Genomic DNA, 18,144 nt, shown 5'->3' on the forward strand with positions numbered 1-18,144 from the left:
AGGACTTTGAGATGAAAAATTTGGTGATGAGGATTATGAGAATCGTGCGCCCGCAGCGAAGGTTTTGGCTCCAAAGCCTCGTTGCGCTACTGCTACTGATTGGTGGCAGTGCTTGGGGCACTCGGCCACGGCCAGTTCATGCTGCGGCCTTTGACAGTGCGGCGTATGCGGCCTCAACCACGAAGCTTGATTTGTATCGCGCCAGCTCCGGCAGCTATAACACAGCCACCAATGGTGTGATTCAAGCCTATTTGGATGCGGCCGGCATGTTGCATGTCAATACTGACAGTGCCAACGGTCAATACCTGACTGTGGCGAACATGGACACAGCGACGGCGAAGCAGAAATATACCAATGTTAAGGGGATTGCGTTTGAAGGCACGGGCACCATTCGGCTGGGGGCTAATTTTTATACGAGTGGGGTTAGCACCACATTTTTTAACACTTGTATCAATCTCGCCAGCATTACTGGGTTGGAGCGACTGGATGTCAGTCAGATGACGACCCTGAGTGACTTTTTCGTCAACAGTAGTCTGCGCTCGGTTTCTGGGTATGAAAATTGGAACACCAGCAATGTGACGTCGCTGGCCAGCACTTTCGGGGGCCCAGTGACCGCCTGGCCCAGTGTGGCAAAGTGGGATACGAGTCACGTAAAGAGTATGGCCTTTCTCTTCGATGGGTCTAGCACCGCTGCTGGCAAACAGGTCAGTGGCAAAGCCATCACGATTTCGTCCCATATTGAAGGCCTCGATCAGTGGAACACCTCCGCGGTTACCTCTTTTGCCTATGCCTTTAGTCAAACCAACCTTGATACGGCCAGTCTGGCCGAAATCAGCGGTTGGGACGTCCACAACGGCACCAACTTCAATAGCATGTTCTATAGTGCTTTCAATCAGGCTCGGCCGTCAGCCTATTTGGCAGTGCGGCCGGATTTGAGCACTTGGAACGTGGGCAATGGGGATAGCTTTAATAGCATGTTTGCCGCTGACAGTGCGATTACTTCCTTTGCCGATTTGAAGAACTGGAATATGAGCAAAGCGTCAGATATTTCGTCGATGTTCAATGGCTGCCGCAGTCTGCAAGACGCATCATTCTTGACGAATTGGGCGGTAAACGACGCCAACAAAGCCACCTTTAGAGCCAATTCATTTCTCTATGACACGTTTGCCCTCAGAACCGTTGATTTTAGTGGCTGGACCATTAGTAAAAATATAACGACCCCTTTCTTCGGCGACAGTTCAATCGCTGGTACCGACGGGAATATCGGGGTTCAGCTAACCTCGATTACGTTCGGCCCAAACTGGTCGGGAACAGTCAATTTACCCGTGTATCCCGTGGGCCCATACAGTATTGGCACCTCGCGTATGTACTACTATTCCTATTCGCCACAGAGCACTTATCCTTTGGCCTATTGGCGTGGGGCAAAATATGATCGCGCTCAAGTTGGTGGTACGATTGCCCAGAATGTCTATCAGCCTAGTGCAAATGCCAGCCAGCGTGGCGACACGCTTCGCATGGGTTACGATGTCAAGCTGCGGTTAGTGGACAGTCAAGGCAATAAGGTCGCTTTGGCGGGGCAAACGATTACTTGGGGTCAGGCGGGGGCCACGCTGCAAACCGTCACCACCGATGCTAATGGTGAGGCGACTGTGACGAATTATGCCGATGGCACTTATCAGGCAGCGCTCACTTCACAACTGCCGGCCCAGTACTCGCCGACGAATGTCCAGCGGACCGCGAGCTTAGCGACTGCGATGCTGACCCTAGATGGCGGTACTGCCTCACCCTTTGCCACGAGGACCACGACCTTGGCCGGGGTCTACGCGCCAGTGGACTTAATCGTCGATCCTGTCACCACCACGTTGCCGGCAGCGGGCGGGCATACGCCATTAATCGAAGCGGCTTTAGGCGTCAGTCTGATTACTGCAAGTGGTGTCCTGCTGTGGCGGAAACGTCGCGCCTAGTCGGTAGACTGGGCTGGTCGGTTGAACGCGAGTAGGAACACGCATCACCTAGCGCAACCTCATTTCAAGATGGGGTTGCGCTTTTTTTCGTGAATACGCGAGCGCTGGCAGAATAGCGTTTGGGTTTAGGGGGTGCGCGTTGAAGCATGGTTAGCTATGCAAAAGCGGCCCACCATGATGGCGCGCCGCTTTGCATTTGAATGGTTGAAATTACGCTTCGGGCCGGGGACCACGCCGCTGCCGGGACCGCCGTTCGCGCCGGGCTTGCGTCAGGTGGCCGATGATGACCAATAGTGCAATCAGTAGTACCACCGCGGCCAGCAGAAGCAGAAGGTGGGCGAAGCCCCATTGATCGCGCACAGCCACCGGCATGGCGGCGGCGGTCTTCAGCGGGACCCGCTTGCCGTAGATGAGCAGGCGATGCGAGTTAATAAACAAGGGGGTACAGGTCAACAGCACCGTGATGTCTTGGCCGGGTTGAATTTTGATGGCGGCCGCAGCATCGGCGCCGGCTGGCGTCACGATTTTACGCTGGTAAACGCGGTATGCTCGGCGCGGCTGGCCAAAGGTCGTAAGGTAAAAATAATCACCATTTTTCAAGTGGCGAATATTATCAAAAATGATCTGGTTCTCGAAGCCGGAGTGGCCCGACAGCACTGATAGGGTGTTCTTTCCGCCGATTGGTAGCGAGGTGTGCGGTAAGAGACCGATGCCTCTGGCGAGGGTGGCGTCATCGGCGCCGTAGTAAATCGGCGCCTTGGCGATGTGAATGCTAGGAATGGACAGATAGCCAAGCGTCCCGCTAAGCGCAGTGGCCACTGGCGCAGCCGCAGGGGTGCGGCCAGCCGCCAAGGCGCGATTGTAGCGATGCAGGCGGGTGGCCAAACTCGCCGCAGCTTTCTTTTGCTGATAGCGGTTCACGGCCAGCTCGTCTGAATGCTTGCGACCGAGGCCGGCGACGGTCGGCAGTAACAAGAGGGAGAGGCCAACGATGAAGAATAAAATGGCGAGGCGACGCAAGCGCGCCTGGCGATACTTTTGACGTCTCACGCGTGATTGCCCCCTTCGTTCTTTTTAGCGGTGCGGCGCGTACGCCATTCCCGCCATTCGGTGACGATGAACCAGCTGGTGAAGATGAGCATCAGCAGACCCACTGCCATGAGCCAAATGTGCATCGGCGTGAAAAAGTCGCGGCGAATGATTGCCTGTGCTTTGGCCTGACGAATGGGAATGCGGTGGCCGAACACCACGAGCCGGTGCGTGTTGATGAAAAGCGGCGTGCATGTCAAAAGCGCTGCCCGGTCCATACCTGGCACGGCATTGACGACCTTAGCTGCCTCCGGTTGGTCAGGATCAACCACCTTAATTTGATCGACTTGATACGCGATTTCCTTTTGGCGCAAGGCGGTGAAGTAGAAAATATCCCCGCGCTTCAGATAGCGAATATTGTCAAAGATGATCCGATTGGCCAACCCACTGTGGCCGGTCACCACGGCCAACGTATTTTTACCGCCGACCGGCAGACTGGTGCCATCCATGGTGGCTGGTCCCTTGTCGAGATGGGCGTCGGTCGAAGAGAAGTAAATCGGATCGCCTTTGATGCCAATGGCAGGCACCCGCACGAGCCCAATCGGCTTGTTAAAATGCGGCACAATCGGCTTTAATGTCTGGTGGAACGGTTCGCGTTTGCCTTGTTGCTTGGCAAACAAGTCCGCATTCCACGCAATCGCTTCTTTGAGCGGGCTAGGCGTTTGCGGGTGTCGCAGATAAGCACTGGCCAAGCGATTTTGCTGGTGATCGAGGTGGAGACTATAACCAATTGGCACCAGCATCAGCAAGGCGCCGAACAGGAACATGGCCGCGAAGATACCGTAGCGGCCACGGCGAGACTTTTGGTTTTTGGGCACGACTCCTTTTCCTCCAATCTGACCATATTTATCAGTGAGCATTAATTCTGACTGAGGTTGGCGTAATAGCTGCGGAAGCTCACCGCCAGCAGGACGATAAACAAACCGACGAGTAGCACCAAGGGCCATTTCATGGTTTGCCAAGCCAGCAGACCAGCACCAACTTGCTGAGCGCGGGTGAGCAGGGGTTGGGCTTGTGTAGGCCTTGCGGTATATTTGGTCACTTTGGCTAACCGGGCAATCACCACCCGCCGGTATGCTGTGTGGTAAGGGCCTTCGCAGCGGATCAACGTGATACGCCGCTCATCGGTTTGTTTGAGCACAGCCACTTCGGTTTTTTTCACCACGCGGTTGTACACCACGCGGTAGGAATAGACATGCTTGAAGTCAGTCTGCTGAATCAGCGCATGTGGTTTGAGCTCACCGATGCGGCTCAGCAGAATACCGGCGCCGCTGAGGTTATGAGCGGCATACACGTTGTTGCCTTGCCCCAAGACCCGGTCGGGAAAATACCGCGCCACGCCGGTTGCCAGCGTGGCATTCGTGACCACTGAGAAGATGGTTAAATTAATGTTCACCGCTGGAATGTGCAAAAGCCCCATGCCGTACTGCTGCTGCAATGCTTTAGCTTGGGCTTGGGCGTTAGCAGTTTCGATGGTGTTGGTGTCGCGAATAGCCACCGGGCGTTTAAGGGTTTGGCTGGTGTTGCTGGCCGCTTGTTTTGACCAACTGGCATCGTCGACAGGGACGTCACGGCTGACAGCGTACCAGGCCGCCGCCACGCCGCCCAGCACGATGATCAACAGCAGCAGCGGTGGCCAAAAATACTTGAGAAATCTTTTCATGACGCGGCCTCACTTTGCGCTGCTTGGCGACGCCGATGTTCTTTGTACCAGTAGTGCAGCCACCATAACAGCACCAATATCAGCAGTAAGATGATGGCATCGCGCCACAAGTTCATCGGACTGAAAGCATCGCGGGGGATGGTCTTCTTGGCTTGCGCTTGTTTTAAGGGAATCCGCTTGCCGTAAATCAGGAGGCGGTGGTCATTAATCCCAATCGGAGTACAAGTCATCAAAATGGCCTTGTTGTGCGCACTTTTCACGTAGAAGTTTGTGCCGGCACTAGGACTGGTTGGATCAATCACCTTGCGGCCGGTGACGGCGTAAGCTAACCGGTGCGCAAACGCATCGATGTAGAAGACGTCACCTTTTTTTAAATAGCGAATGTTGTCAAAGAAAATCCGATTGGCTACCCCGGTGTGCCCAGTCACTGACGAAGTGACGTTTTGCCCTGGCGCGGGCAGGGAAGTGAAAGGCATCACGCCGGTGCCGCGGCTCAAAATTTCATCGCTGGTGCCGTAATAGATTGGCATGCCCTTCAAGGAAATGGCGGGAATATTGATGTAGCCGATAGGTTGGTTGGCATTTTTGCCAAGAATCTCCTGCATGGTCACCGGCCGATAAGGCTTGGCGCGATGCTGCTGGGTCGCGACGATATTGGCATTGTATTGGCGAATCAGTTCGTCGCGTTTTTTGTCCGCCGGATACAGCCGCTTGCGATAACTCTCAGCAGTTTTTAACCGTAGATTGGCCTGCTGGGCCTCGTAGATCGTCGGCGCGAAAAAAGCGATGGCGCCAAGCACCAGCAAAGTGCCGAAAAACCATTTCAACCAAGCATAGCGTGACCGCGGCCGGTTACTTTTAGCCATATTCAGACTCCTTATCCATCAGCGCCAAAACCTGGCGCTGCCCCAAATGATAACTATTAAGAGTGTAGCAAAAGCGGCTGGGGAATGATGGGGCCTCACTGCGCTGAATTAGTAGGGATTCGACGGTAACTGCACTGTAGCAAGACGTGTTTGAAGTCAGAACTGACTTGGTCACTTCTGACCTGACCACTAACGACCTCATCTGAGGCTTCACCACCCGATGAAGATGATGCCTTGATCGAAATTGAGCAGGTCACTTGTGCCCACTTTTTCCGCCAATGGTCATGAAGCTGGTATGCTGTGTTCATGGCACAGGTAAAATGTGCTACCACCGAGCGTTTCCCCCAAGAACGTGAGGCGACCATCACTCCAGCCTACATGTGGCGATGGTAGGGCGTTGTTGATAAGACAACGCCTTTTTTGATGCCACGGAGAAGCTCAAAGTCATGGTACAATTACTTCAAGTTTGAGCGGCTACACCCAGGATTTTGGTGGGTGGGGCGAGGGTAAAAAGGGTATTGGCGGAGGTAGAATCTATGGGCGAGACGTCATCCATCCACAGTCAGGAACGTATCATGACCATCTTCATGCGCTTACTTGCCGGGCAAAACTTGGCCAAGCAGGCCTTGGCGGATGAGTACCACAAGTCAGCGAAGGCCATTCAGCGTGACATGATGCAAATCGCTAGCGCCATCGACGCGGCTGATTTTACCGGTCAGCTGGCGGTCGTCCAGCGGACCAGGGGCATATACACCCTTGAGCAGGCGCATGCGACGAGTTTGGATGACACCCAGCTACTGGCCATTTGCCAGGTGCTTTTGGCTAGCCGCGGGTTGGCCAATGCGGAAATGACCACATTGGTTGATCAGGTGTTGGGCCTGGCCAAGGATGGTAAGCGCCTGGAAACGGCGATTAAAAGTGACCTCGTCGCCTATCATGGCGTGCCGCAGAGCAGCATGTTGGCCAAACTGACGGTGATTACCGAAGCAATTCAGAAACGTCAGGTCCTCCAGTTTCGCTATTTTCGCGATACGCAAGCCGCCATGCTGACACGGCGGCCGACTGCGGTGTTCTTCTCCGATTTGTACTTTTGGATGACCACAGACAATGACCGGGCTTATGACGACATGGACGTCACCCGGCTGAGCAAGTTTCGGCTGACGTTGATGGCCGATCTCCAGGTGGTCGGGCACTCAGAAGACACGTCACGGGCCAAGCATTTTGAGGCTGGTGAATTTCGCCAACAGACCACGCTGCCTTTTCTCGGCAATCCGGTGACGCTGGTGATTGACTACTACTCGGATCCGCAGTACGTGATCGACCGTTTTCCCGGCGCCAAAGTCACCGCTAGTGCTGGAGTGAAGCCGCCTTGGGCCATGCAGATTCACCGGGTGACGATTCCGGCCAACGATGGCTATGGGATTAAGATGTGGTTGTTGCAACAGGCCCACATGGTGAAAATTATCAGTCCTCAGTCGCTGCGAGATTACGTGACCGAACGGATGCGTTGGGCGCTGGCTTACTACGATGAATAAAATAAGGAATCAGCAAAAAATTGTTGATTCCTTTTTATATGGACGCATTGTGGCCATGACGATTGGTACACTCTCTAGTAACGGGCGCCCCACGTCCATTGGGGAGGTCGGTGAGGCGGCCGTGTTTGATTCCTTTGGAGGGGAAAATGATGAGTCGAATGCAGTTAAAACAGGCACGACAGGCAGAACGAATCGTGCACAAGAAAATGTATAAGGCCAAGAAGATTTGGGTAGCGGCAGGGATGACGCTTTTTGCAGTGGGGATGTTCGCAGTCTCAAATGTTGGGGTATCCGGGCAGACCGTTAGCGCAGCCACTTGGACCGCCAACTCGGTGGCGGCCATCAAGGCGCGAATCAGCGCCGGCCAGACCAGCTTGACGATGATCAATGGCGATACCGTTTACAATATCGGGCAGGCCATCAACATGAAAAACCCAATGGACTTGTTGGCGTATAACAACATCAAGTTGGGTGAGCAGTATCAGCTGCAGATTGGCACGGTGATCAAATGGGACGGCAACCATGTCACGGTCCAAGATGCGGCTGGCAACACGGTGGCGGATAAAGTGGTGACCGATGCGCAGAAGGTCGACCCGAACAAGCCTATTGGCAACCAGACCTCGGACCAGCAAGCCAACCCGGTAAAGACGGACGCGCATGGCAATGTGGTGAAGGCTGGGGCCAAAGCGAACACAACCGCGCCGGCGACGAAGCCAGGGACCGTGACGCAACCCGCCAAGCCAGATCAGGCGGTGGTCAACCAGATTAAGGACGCCGGTCAAGACGCCACGGAGGATCAAACCAACGCCGGCCAAACCACGCCCGAGACCAAACCTGGTGAAACGACGCCAAGCACTGACCCGGATGCTGATGGCGAGACTGAGCCAACGACCCAGCCGCAGACTCCCGTGCTAGCGGATAAGCCGAGTCTCCAGCAATTTATCGAGGCGACGAAGACCTTAAAGGCGGCTGATTTCACCCCGGCCAGTTTTGCCGCCGTGACCGCCGCAGGGGATGCGCTTCAAGGCCTGTATGATGATCCAACTGCCACCGCGGCGCAGGCTGCGCAAGCGATTGGCCACTATCTTCAGGCGGTGCAGCAGCTAGTACCGGCCGCGGTGGTTGTACCGGCAATGGTTGATATGACCGCGTTGAATGAGACCATTGCTAACGCGGAGGCGCTCAATCCGGCCTATTATACCGAGGATTCTTTCAAGACCTTAGCACCGGCGCTGGCTGAGGCCAAATCAACCCAGGCGTCAACTGGCACGGCACTGACCCAAGCGGCAGTCGATGCGGCAGTGAATCACTTGATTGATACCTTGAATGCTTTAGTCCTCAAGCCTGCTGAAACACCGGTGGATAAGACAGCGCTGCAATCAACGATTGCTGAAGCCGATGCCACTGATTTGACGGGTAAAACTACCACTTCGGCTGCGGCCCTGACCGATGCGTTGGGTGCGGCCAAAGCGATCGCCGCCAGCGAAAGCGCCACGCAAACTGAAGTCGATGCCGCTACCGAAACGCTCAAGACGGCCATTGCGGGCTTGACCAATCAGCCTGTCGCCAAAGTGGATAAGACGGCGCTGCAAGCGGCCATTGACGATGCTGAAAGTCGCAACGGCATTCATTATACCGATGAATCCTCGGCCGACCTTTTGCCGGTTTATGAAGCCAGCTATGCCGTCAACCAAGATCCCGATGCCACTCAGGCTGAGGTGGACGCTGCCACCAAGGCGCTGAATGACATTCTGGCGGGCTTGGTTGAAGAACCGGTTGAAATCCCAGTTGAGAAGCGTTATCTCGCTGAGGCTGTGGCCAATGCCGAAAATATTCTCAATGATGGCTCCACCTACACTAGCGATTCAACCGCTGCGTTGACCGCCGCCCTGGCTACTGGCAATCGGGTGAATAACGACGATGCCGCGACGCAAGCAGAGGTTGACGCGGCGCTGGAAGCACTAAACGATGCGCTCGGCAACATGTTACCTGCAACCACAGAACCGGCGACACCAGTGGATAAATCAGCCTTTCAAGCGGCCATCAGTCAACTTGAAGCGTTGGACCCGGCGAAGTATACGGCGGCGTCGTATGAAGCAGCGCAAACCGTACTCACCCGGGCTAAGGGTATTCTCGCTGATGACACACTGACTCAGACGGACATTGATGCTGCGACCGCTGATGTCAACGCTGCGCTGAACGCCATGGTTGAAAAGCCGGTTGAGGTGAAGGCGGATAAGACGGCCCTGGAGAGTGCCATCACCAAAGCCAAGGCGGCGCTGGTCAATCAGAACTATTATGAGGATGTGACCGCTCTTAGTGCTGCGCTTGACGCTTCCAAAGCGTTGGATACCCAGAACAATGCCACCCAAGCTGAGGTGGACCAGGCCACGCAGACGTTGACCAGCGCGCTTGACGCGCTGAAGGTGCAATCGTTCGTTGTCCATGTGGTTTATGTGGATGAAGCCGGGCAGACGGTCGGCAGTGGCAGCGATGCTTTTGTCGATGCTGGTGCCAGTTACACGGTGGATGCAGTCGCGCCTGATGGCTATGAATTAGTTGGGGCTGCTCAACAATCCTTCACGATTACGCAAGATGAGACCACGCTTCAGATCAGCGTGAAAAAAGCGGCCGACGTGGCCAAAACTGTCACCATCCAAGCCCTCGACATGGCCGGCAACGTCATCAAAACCTTCGCTCCAATCACGCTGGCTGCTGACCAGACGTCATACACTGCGAGTGCGCCAGAGCTTGCGGGCTACACCGCCTTCGGTGCCATGACCCATCCGCTGCAAACCGCAACCGCTAAGGATTATGTGGTGAATTTCCGCTATATCAAGAACGTTGTTAACACGACCTCAAAGGACGACGCCTTCCTGCAAAAGGTGCAACAATCGTTAGCGGATCAGATTAATGCCTATCGGGAGGAAAATGGACTCGCAGCGCTCAAGACTGACCGGACAGATTTGCAGGCTTTCGCTGATCAGCGGGCAGAGGACATGTTCACCAGCTATTCACATGTCAATCCGGATGGTTTGAGTTGGGTCCAGAATATTAACGCTGCCCATCTTGGCGAGGGGCTTGGCGGTGAAAATCTGAATGAGATTGGCGCTACCAGCTATCTATTGAACCCAGAGATCACCGATGAGGCGGCCGCCTCTATTGCCAAGACCATTTTGGCCGGCTGGATTGATGACGGCCAACCTGATCAGCCTCACCGTGCCAACCTGTTGGATGCACGGTTCGATGACATGGCCGTTGCGGTGGCTCTGGGCACCGATGAGAACGGCACGCCCGCTTTTTTCGGTGTCTACGAAGGCATCGAATCGGGAAACTAAGCCCTAGAAAACACTGTAAAATTGAATTAGTGCACTGATGCGGCGTGATGGCTGCGAATATCCCTCCGTGAGAATCAGATAAGGTGAAAAACCTGGCTGACGCTTGCGGAGGGATTTTTTGGCTATCGGACAGGGCTGAAGAGCCACTAAGCAAACAAGCTGGGCATTGTTTGAATGCTGGCTTAGCGGTATGGTATAGGCGAAATCTAACCGTGCGAGTGGCAGAATTTTTGGGGAGGACAATTATGGGACGAGCAAAGCGTAAACGTAAAAACGCGATGAAGCGGCGCCAAGAGCAGGGCGATTGGGTGACCGTATCTTTAGCACCCGGTCAAAAGCCCACCACTGAGAATTTGGCGGCGGCGCTAGAACCGATTCTTGAAGAGCGATACTCGACGATGTTTCAGGACGCTCTCGACAAACGCGCTGCCGAAGCCGAGGTCGCTCACAGCGAAGTGCAGGATGAAGCATCCAAGACCGCACCAGCGCCAGATCTTGCTGATGATCCCGATTATGCCCCGTTACTGGACCTTGATGAAACCGACGATGACGAAGAAGTGCCAGACGATTGTCACGAGGATGGCGAATCTCTGGGCGACGACGAGGATACTGATGCCTGGCTGGAGGATGAAAAGCTGGCATACGGCGATGACTGGGATGGTCTGGGTAATGAAGACGATGACGATTAGTAGTCAGCGCGGTCTCGTTCGGCAAGTTTAGAGTACGGGCAGTTTTTGATAAGTCATGACAATTAAAAAAGAATCCGAAAAAAGGCCTAGAAGCCGCGACGTTGCGCAACGTCAGAGCTTCTAGGCCTTTTTTATCCGCGCATGCCAAAATTGATTTTACCCGACAGGCTCACAAAGAATGCAGCCAGTTCAGCGCTGGCTTGATCTTGGCCATCCGGCCCTTTGCCCAGGGCTGGCCGGCTGAGTACGATGGCTTTGGGCATGACGACTTTCGGCTGCCGTGGCGGTTCAGCTTCAGCTGGCGCGGCCACCGGTTCTTTTTCCGTGACGTAAACGTCGACATGCTGCGCGGCGGCCGTAAATTGATGGCCGCGAGTCGTGGCATCAGCGGCCAGCTGCAGGCCAACAGGGAGGTGCTTCAGACCATCGGTGGCGTGATAAACCAAGGGTTGGCCAACGACTCCTTGCAGGCAGTGCTGGTACAACACTTTGCCTGTCAGCAGGTCGATAAAACGTACGGTAATCAGCCCGTGCGCCACTGGTGCTGGCGCAGGGGTGCCGGGTTTGCTGACTTGAATGCTGATTTGGCCAGCGTCTGCCTTGGTAAAATGATAGGTGAACGTGGTTTTGCCGTTGATGGTGTAGCCTGCCGGCGCGTGTAGGGTGACCGTGATGCTTTGGCCGACGATTCCGTTCAGCGGCAGGTAGCCCAACACTTTACCAGTGGCGGCATCGACGTAGGCCAGCATGGCCTTGGCCTTAACGGGTTGGGCCTTGGATGGCGCGGTGGGGGCTGGCGTTTTTGGCGTGACCGGCGGCTTGGCCTGGGGTTGGCTGACAGGGGCCTGTTTGACGAGATGAAAGGTCATGGTGCCAGGCCGGGTCGAGGTGAAGCGGAAGGTCACGGTTTGGTAGCCGCCGCGCACGGTGTAACCAGCCGGTGGGGCAACTTGATACGTGGCGCTGCTGCCGAGCGTGCCTGCAACCTGAACACTTTTTACAATCTGGCCGGTGCTGTCATCGACATAGCGAATCGTCGCGCTGACTTGGGTCGTGGGGGTAGTGGGGCCTTCAGCGTGCACAATCTTGGCTGCTGGGGTCCCCGCCCACACTAAACCAACCGTCGTAGCGGTGAGTAAGATCAGATGGGTGAGGGCAAGATGAGTGTCAGACATCAGCACCGCCTCCTTCGAGGCCAGCATTCGTCCGGGTAAACGTGAGAATCAGATCTGCCAGCTCGGTCCAGTCATGCGGCGTCGGCGGATTTTGCCAGATCACCTGAGGAAGCTTCAAACTTGGGGCGCGAAAATCGGCAATATAAATATCGGTTTCTGCCGTTAATTTGTGCGCCACATAGATGTTGGCGTGACTGAACGCGCGCAAGGTCATGGTGACATACTCGCTGTACAGCGTCCCTTCGGAGAAATCGACGCAGATGTTCACGGTGCGCCGCAAAGCGGTTTGCGGCACTGCGCTAATCAGCGCGAACATCTCACTGAAGTACAGGTTGATGCGGCGATTGGCGCTGAGCTTGAGATCGGTTCGCTCGTCGAGTTGCCCGAGGAATTGCTGAATGATCGCGTCAAAAGCAGGATATAAGTCGGCGAAAAAGATGATTTGGCTGGCATCGATGAACGTGGTTGGCTCCAAAAACGCCGTGGTTAACCTGATATGTACCGGCATTAGGCGGGTGGTCAAGGCCTCGATGGTGTCGCCGGTGAGGTTGACCTGGTTGCTTTGGGCCACATCGGCGATGAACTGGCGTGTGAGCTCGTCCGCTCGGGGGAACAGGCCCGGCAGCTCGGTGGCCGGCAAAGCCAAAAAGCGCTGAGTCACCAGGAACTGATACAAATAATCGAGTTCGCTTGGGGTCAGATTTTCAGCGTCACTATCCGCCACTGCGGCTTCGAGGGTCGAATAGCCGGTGGCCTGAAAAGGCGTCGGCACTGCCGGCAACGCATCACCGTTTTGGCGGCGCAGCCAGCTAACTTTGAGAAAAGTGGTGAGCTTCACCTGCTGCGTCGGCAGTAAATCGTGGCCAATCGTGGTGGTGCAAGCGGCCAGTAGCGGGGCGATTTTGCCGTCTAGCTCAGGAAACGGCGCCTTCACGCCGGTATACAGTTCATAAAAAAGCTGGAACAAGTACTGGCGCAGCGCAAACTCGCTGTGCTCCCTACTAGCACGGCCGGGGTTGTCGCCAAACCGGTGTTTCAGCGTGCTGGTTTGGCGGAAAAAGACCGCTGCGGTGAGGTAGTGGTCTTTGGCAAACGCGGTGGTCGTGGTTTGTTTCGAGTACAGGAAATAGTAGGTGAACGCCTTGAAGCTCGCCGACTGTTCCAGCAAATAGAGCGTGGCTTGTTGAACGACGAAGGTGTTCAGGTGATGCGCCTGCCACAGATCCTTGGTGGATTCTTCAATGTAGCACGGCGGCTCGCCGCCCACTGCTTTGAACGCCGCATTGATCGCCGTGAATAGTTTGTTCAACTGGTAAGTCGTGAGCTCGTATTGCGATATTAAATCGTTGCGCGTGACCGTGTTGGTTAGCGCGTTGTTGAGTTGGTGAATGACCGCTAGTGTCAGCGTGTCATCCTTATTGAACAAAAAGTCGTATCTCATGGTTGCTCCCCCAAGCTTCATTCCACTTCTCTTCGATTGTAGCGCACCAACCCTATAAAAAGGGATAACGTGGGGAAATCGACACTATCGTTTTTTTAAATTATTTACAAAATAGTGATAGTCAATCCCCCTTATCAATCGCTTTTTGCAGCGGTATCATTCACTCGTAACAAGAAATCAAAAATCTTGCTGATAATTGCATAAGCAAAAGAGTGGAGGAGAATCATGTCTAAAGAAACAAATGAAGCACGTTCACGCATGATGCAGGCAACATTCGAGCGTAAGGAACATTTTCGGCTTTACAAGTCGGGTAAGCTTTGGGTGTTTGCTGGCATCTTCGCGTTGAGTACGGCCATTGGGTTGAGCCAAACTAACGACGTGTCCGCTGCCACCACGGATCAAACTACCGTGGCGACGAATACAGATAAGGATAACCAGGCCTCAACAGTCGCTTTGCAAAGTGCCCCAGCGCAATCCGCTGCCAGCACCGCTGCGCCAGCTGGCAAAACAGTTACAACCGCAGCCAAGTCGGCGACGGCAGCCCCAGCCCCAGCGCCAGCTGCTGCCGATGATACGACAGCACAAGATACGACAGGCACTGACAACTATGCCCAGTCGCAAAAGGATTTGCAGGACGCTGCCAATGCCGCTACTGATGCTGGCTTGACCGTCACCAAGGATCCAGATGCCACAGTTGAAACTACCAGTGACAACGTTCAGGCTGCTGCCCAGAAAGTTGCGGACGATGCTGCAGATACCATTTCGCAGTTGCAAGCAGCTACCGCGAAGCAGCAGGCGGATAACAAGGCTTATGAAGATTCAATTACCACGCGGCAAAATGCCTTAAGCGGTAAAGCATTTGATCCTCTTGGTAACTTTACTGATGATCAAGTTAAGGGCCTGCTTGGCGATGATATCCAGAATATCACTGTTGTTCACGAAAATGTCCCCGCAGTGGCGGCTAATGACGCAGCCAAGCAAGCTGATGCTGGTGGAGCGCTGGAAGCTGGTGCCCAGTGGCTATATAAAAACGACATGGTTGATGCCAAAACCGGACGATATGTGGATTTGATTGAAACTGTTACGGCTGTCCAGGCTGACGATGAAAATCTCCCAGTAACAATTGATCATTCTTATGGTGGTGGGACAAACAAGAACGTAGGTACAAACGCCAAATTAATAACCTATAATTATAAATATGTCGATTCAGAGACAGGCAATCCTGTTTCACTTGATGCCTTCGTTGATGTTACCAATCTATATACAGCAACGCTGACTTTTGAAAATGGTGATGCAGCCACTAACCTCCAAGGGAGCTCTGTGGAGGAGATAGAGAATGACAGCAAGCAGGTGTTCGATATTCCTGTGAACAATGCTGACTTGACTAATGATGGTTATTCTTCAGAGGTCTGGGTTTTACAAAAAAACAGTCAAGGTACTACTTTCACTGTTCAAAGGCACACTTTGGATGTAGATCGTTATACAATCACTACCTTGGGTGGCGTCTCAATCTTGAAGCCAATCGCCCCCAAAACAATCGAAGACCCAAGTACTTATCCGGCCTCATATCAACTGACTAATCTGCAAGTTAGCACGAACTATACTGTTAACTATGTCGGTGGCCCGGATGGCGATAACAGTGTCTCCAAGTCAGTCGTCTGGACTTCCAGCACGGCCGCTGATGGCACCGTCACCTATACGCCAAAGGTTACCTCCGTCGCAACAGCAACGCCAAGTATTGATGGCTACACGGCTGATGCAGACACCGCATTCACTCAGACATTAACTGCCACTACTGATGTCCCAACTGATAAGACTGCTACAGTAACCTATACGAAGAATGCTGATCCAGCAAGTCTCACGGTGACAATTATTGATGATACGACGGGCGAGGTTGCTAAAACCACAGAAGTTGACGGCAATGTGGGCGAAGCAGCAACCAAAGGCATTTCAGACACAGGTTTCGGTGGATTTGAGTTGTCAGACGACCAGCCGGATGCCGCCAAGTTCAATGCGACAATAGATGGTTCGACCATCACCGTTAATCCGAACGTCACCTTGACGAGCGACGATACTGACAACATCACGGTTCATGTTCAGCACATCATTGATCACATTGGAACACCAACGGATCCGAACGATGGCAACTATGCTGCAACTCATCGGACTTTCACTGTTGATGTAACAGGGATCGCTCCAGACGGTGTGACTGCTGATGTGACGCCGACCAATGGCCAACAATCCTTCGTGATTACCCGGTCGATGGATTTTGATGAGGTCACTTCGAAGCCAATCTTATCTGAATGGAAACCAGCCGAAAATTCCCCTCAGACCATCACGGCAGCCGCTTTGGATGGCTATACACCAAGTGTAGCGACTATCGATGCAACAACCTTGGCTGCTAAATTAAGCGCATATACTGCTGATCCAGCCAATGTTGCGAACACTTACACTGACACCATCACTTACAAACAAGCCGCAACAGATCAAACCGTCAACATTCACTACGTTTACAAGAATGTCGATGGTTCCGAGCTGCAAAAGACGGTCACGCTGACTGGTAAGTCAGGCGACACATACAAATTTGATATTCCTGCCACCATTGCCGGCCCAAATGATGATGCCGGTGCCAAGCTGGATGATGATAACGGCAAGCTTGATACGACGACGCTGTACTACTACGCCACAGCTGATCTTAATGGCGGCCAGTACAACAGCTTGGCTGATGACAGCTCCACCGATGGCCAGTTTGGTACCACCGGTCAGGATGTCTGGGTGATGTATGTTGCTGCACAAAAGGCACTAGGCGTTACTTCCTCAACGACTGATGACGATGGCAACACGGTAGTCACACTCACCGATGGCACCACCTTCACTGTTAAAAAGGGTGAAGATGGCAAGCCTGGCATTAATGGTACTAATGGCACGACGCCTTCAGTTGAGTTGGTCAAGGGCGATGATGGTACTCAGAACTACGTCTTCTACACCACTGATGATAAAGGTAACAAAACTGTCGTTGGCACTGTCCCAGCACCAAAAGATGGTGTTAACGGCACGAACGCACAGACCCCCAAGGTTCAGTTAGTTACTAACGACGATGGTACTAAGAGCTACGAATTCTACATCACAGACAAAGATGGTAACCAAATCAGTGTTGGCACTGTCCCAGCACCAAAAGATGGTGTTAACGGCACGAATGCTCAGACTCCGCAGGTTAAGTTAGTTACTAACGACGACGGTACTAAGAGCTACGAATTCTTCATCACCGATAAGGATGGAAACCCAATCAGTGTCGGCAAAGTCGCGGCACCAAAAGATGGCGAAGCCGGTGCTGCTGGCACTAACGGTAAAGACGGTCAAACGCCGCAGGTTGAATTGGTTACTAATCCTGATGGTTCTAAGTCCTATGTTTTCTACACCACCAATCCTGATGGTACCAAAAATCCCATCAGTACCGTTGCTGCTCCTGCCGATGGCAAAGACGGCGTCGATGGTAAGGATGGCAAAGATGGTATCAACGGCACTAATGGTATCAACGGTACAAATGGCATCGATGGTAAAGACGGTAAAGACGGCGCCGATGGCAAAGACGGCAAGGATGGCGTCAACGGTTTGAATGGCCAGGACGGCAAAGACGGTGCTGATGGTAAAGACGGTGCCGATGGCAAAGATGGCGCTGATGGTAAAGACGGAGCCGATGGTAAAGACGGCGCAGACGGTAAAGATGGTCTGAACGGTCTCAACGGCTTGAACGGTCTTAACGGTAAGGACGGTAAAGACGGCAAGGATGGCGTCAACGGCCTTAACGGTAAGGACGGCAAAGACGGCGTCGATGGCAAAGATGGTCTTAACGGTAAAGACGGTAAAGACGGCAAAGACGGTGTCGATGGTAAAGATGGCCTTAACGGTAAAGACGGTAAGGACGGCATCGACGGTAAAGATGGCAGCCTCGACGTTGACTGGGGTGGCAATCCAACCGTTACCACGAACAACACGACCGGCAGCCACAGTAACACCACCGGTACCGATGGCGGCGTCACCAATGGTCAACCAACCACGCCGATCAGTTACAATGGTCATACTGGGGTGACCACGAGTTTGACCAACGGCGACGGCTCCAAGCTGACCAATGGCTCCAACCTGGTCGCTTACACCGGCACCACCGGCACGTCGACGCTGGGCAATGCCGCGAAGGCAGCAACTACTGCGACGGCCACTACCGGCTCAACCAGCACGTTGCCACAAACCGGTGATGCTGGGGCCGATATGGGTCTGGCGATGTTCGGCGCCGGCTTAACCGCGATGGCTGCGATCTCCGCCTTTGGGGCGACGAGCCGCAAGCGGCGTGAAGACGACTACAGCGATTTGTACTAAACAAGTTAGT

General features: G+C 53.9%; 11 protein-coding genes. 5 read left to right on the forward strand and 6 right to left on the reverse strand.

Going from position 1 to position 18,144, the window contains the following annotated elements; translation table 11 throughout:
• Nucleotides 1–11: 11 nt before the first annotated feature.
• On the forward strand, nt 12–1,964 hold the full coding sequence (locus tag AAA927_RS08930; RefSeq protein WP_338217551.1) for a BspA family leucine-rich repeat surface protein: 1,953 nt from the start codon (nt 12–14) through the stop codon (nt 1,962–1,964).
• A gap of 210 nt (nt 1,965–2,174) precedes the next feature.
• Here AAA927_RS08930 and AAA927_RS08935 read toward each other — a convergent pair whose 3' ends face one another.
• From AAA927_RS08935 to AAA927_RS08950, 4 genes are read right to left on the reverse strand one after another with little or no spacing between them, the layout of a single operon-like run.
• Nucleotides 2,175–3,014, reverse strand: coding sequence for a class C sortase (locus AAA927_RS08935; protein WP_338217552.1), 840 nt, complete (start codon nt 3,012–3,014; stop codon nt 2,175–2,177).
• A complete protein-coding gene (locus tag AAA927_RS08940) occupies nt 3,011–3,871 on the reverse strand; it encodes a sortase (protein ID WP_338217553.1) in 861 nt (286 codons plus the stop codon). The genes AAA927_RS08935 and AAA927_RS08940 overlap by 4 nt, the downstream gene beginning before the upstream one ends.
• A gap of 41 nt (nt 3,872–3,912) precedes the next feature.
• Nucleotides 3,913–4,716, reverse strand: a complete 804-nt coding sequence (locus AAA927_RS08945) for a class A sortase (protein WP_338217554.1) — start codon at nt 4,714–4,716, stop codon at nt 3,913–3,915.
• Nucleotides 4,713–5,582 carry a class C sortase gene (locus AAA927_RS08950; RefSeq protein WP_338217555.1) on the reverse strand — a complete coding sequence of 290 codons (870 nt, stop codon included), beginning with the start codon at nt 5,580–5,582 and terminating at the stop codon, nt 4,713–4,715. Before AAA927_RS08950 ends, AAA927_RS08945 begins: the two co-directional genes overlap by 4 nt.
• Before the next feature lie 536 nt (nt 5,583–6,118).
• Here AAA927_RS08950 and AAA927_RS08955 point away from each other — a divergent pair.
• The 3 genes from AAA927_RS08955 (at nt 6,119) to AAA927_RS08965 (ending at nt 11,144) form a co-directional block, all read left to right on the forward strand.
• Nucleotides 6,119–7,117, forward strand: a complete 999-nt coding sequence (locus AAA927_RS08955) for a helix-turn-helix transcriptional regulator (protein ID WP_338217556.1) — start codon at nt 6,119–6,121, stop codon at nt 7,115–7,117.
• 146 nt (nt 7,118–7,263) lie between these two features.
• On the forward strand, nt 7,264–10,455 hold the full coding sequence (locus AAA927_RS08960; protein WP_338217557.1) for a CAP domain-containing protein: 3,192 nt from the start codon (nt 7,264–7,266) through the stop codon (nt 10,453–10,455).
• Nucleotides 10,456–10,700: 245 nt separating this feature from the next.
• On the forward strand, nt 10,701–11,144 hold the full coding sequence (locus AAA927_RS08965) for a hypothetical protein (RefSeq protein ID WP_338217558.1): 444 nt from the start codon (nt 10,701–10,703) through the stop codon (nt 11,142–11,144).
• A 131-nt stretch (nt 11,145–11,275) separates the two neighbouring features.
• On the opposite strand, the gene AAA927_RS08970 is transcribed toward AAA927_RS08965, so the two are convergent.
• Both AAA927_RS08970 and AAA927_RS08975 read right to left on the reverse strand, forming a co-directional pair.
• Entirely contained in the window at nt 11,276–12,319 is a 1,044-nt protein-coding gene (locus AAA927_RS08970) for a MucBP domain-containing protein (protein ID WP_338217559.1), read from the reverse strand.
• The gene (locus AAA927_RS08975) at nt 12,312–13,760 is read right to left on the reverse strand and encodes a hypothetical protein (RefSeq protein ID WP_338217560.1); all 1,449 of its coding nucleotides are present in this window, start codon (nt 13,758–13,760) and stop codon (nt 12,312–12,314) included. Before AAA927_RS08975 ends, AAA927_RS08970 begins: the two co-directional genes overlap by 8 nt.
• 225 nt (nt 13,761–13,985) lie before the next feature.
• On the opposite strand from AAA927_RS08975, the gene AAA927_RS08980 reads away from it, so the two are divergent.
• Nucleotides 13,986–18,134, forward strand: a complete 4,149-nt coding sequence (locus AAA927_RS08980; protein WP_338217561.1) for a KxYKxGKxW signal peptide domain-containing protein — start codon at nt 13,986–13,988, stop codon at nt 18,132–18,134.
• Nucleotides 18,135–18,144: the final 10 nt, after the last annotated feature.

Source organism: Lacticaseibacillus salsurivasis (assembly GCF_036246225.1).
GTDB classification, from domain to species: domain Bacteria; phylum Bacillota; class Bacilli; order Lactobacillales; family Lactobacillaceae; genus Lacticaseibacillus; species Lacticaseibacillus salsurivasis.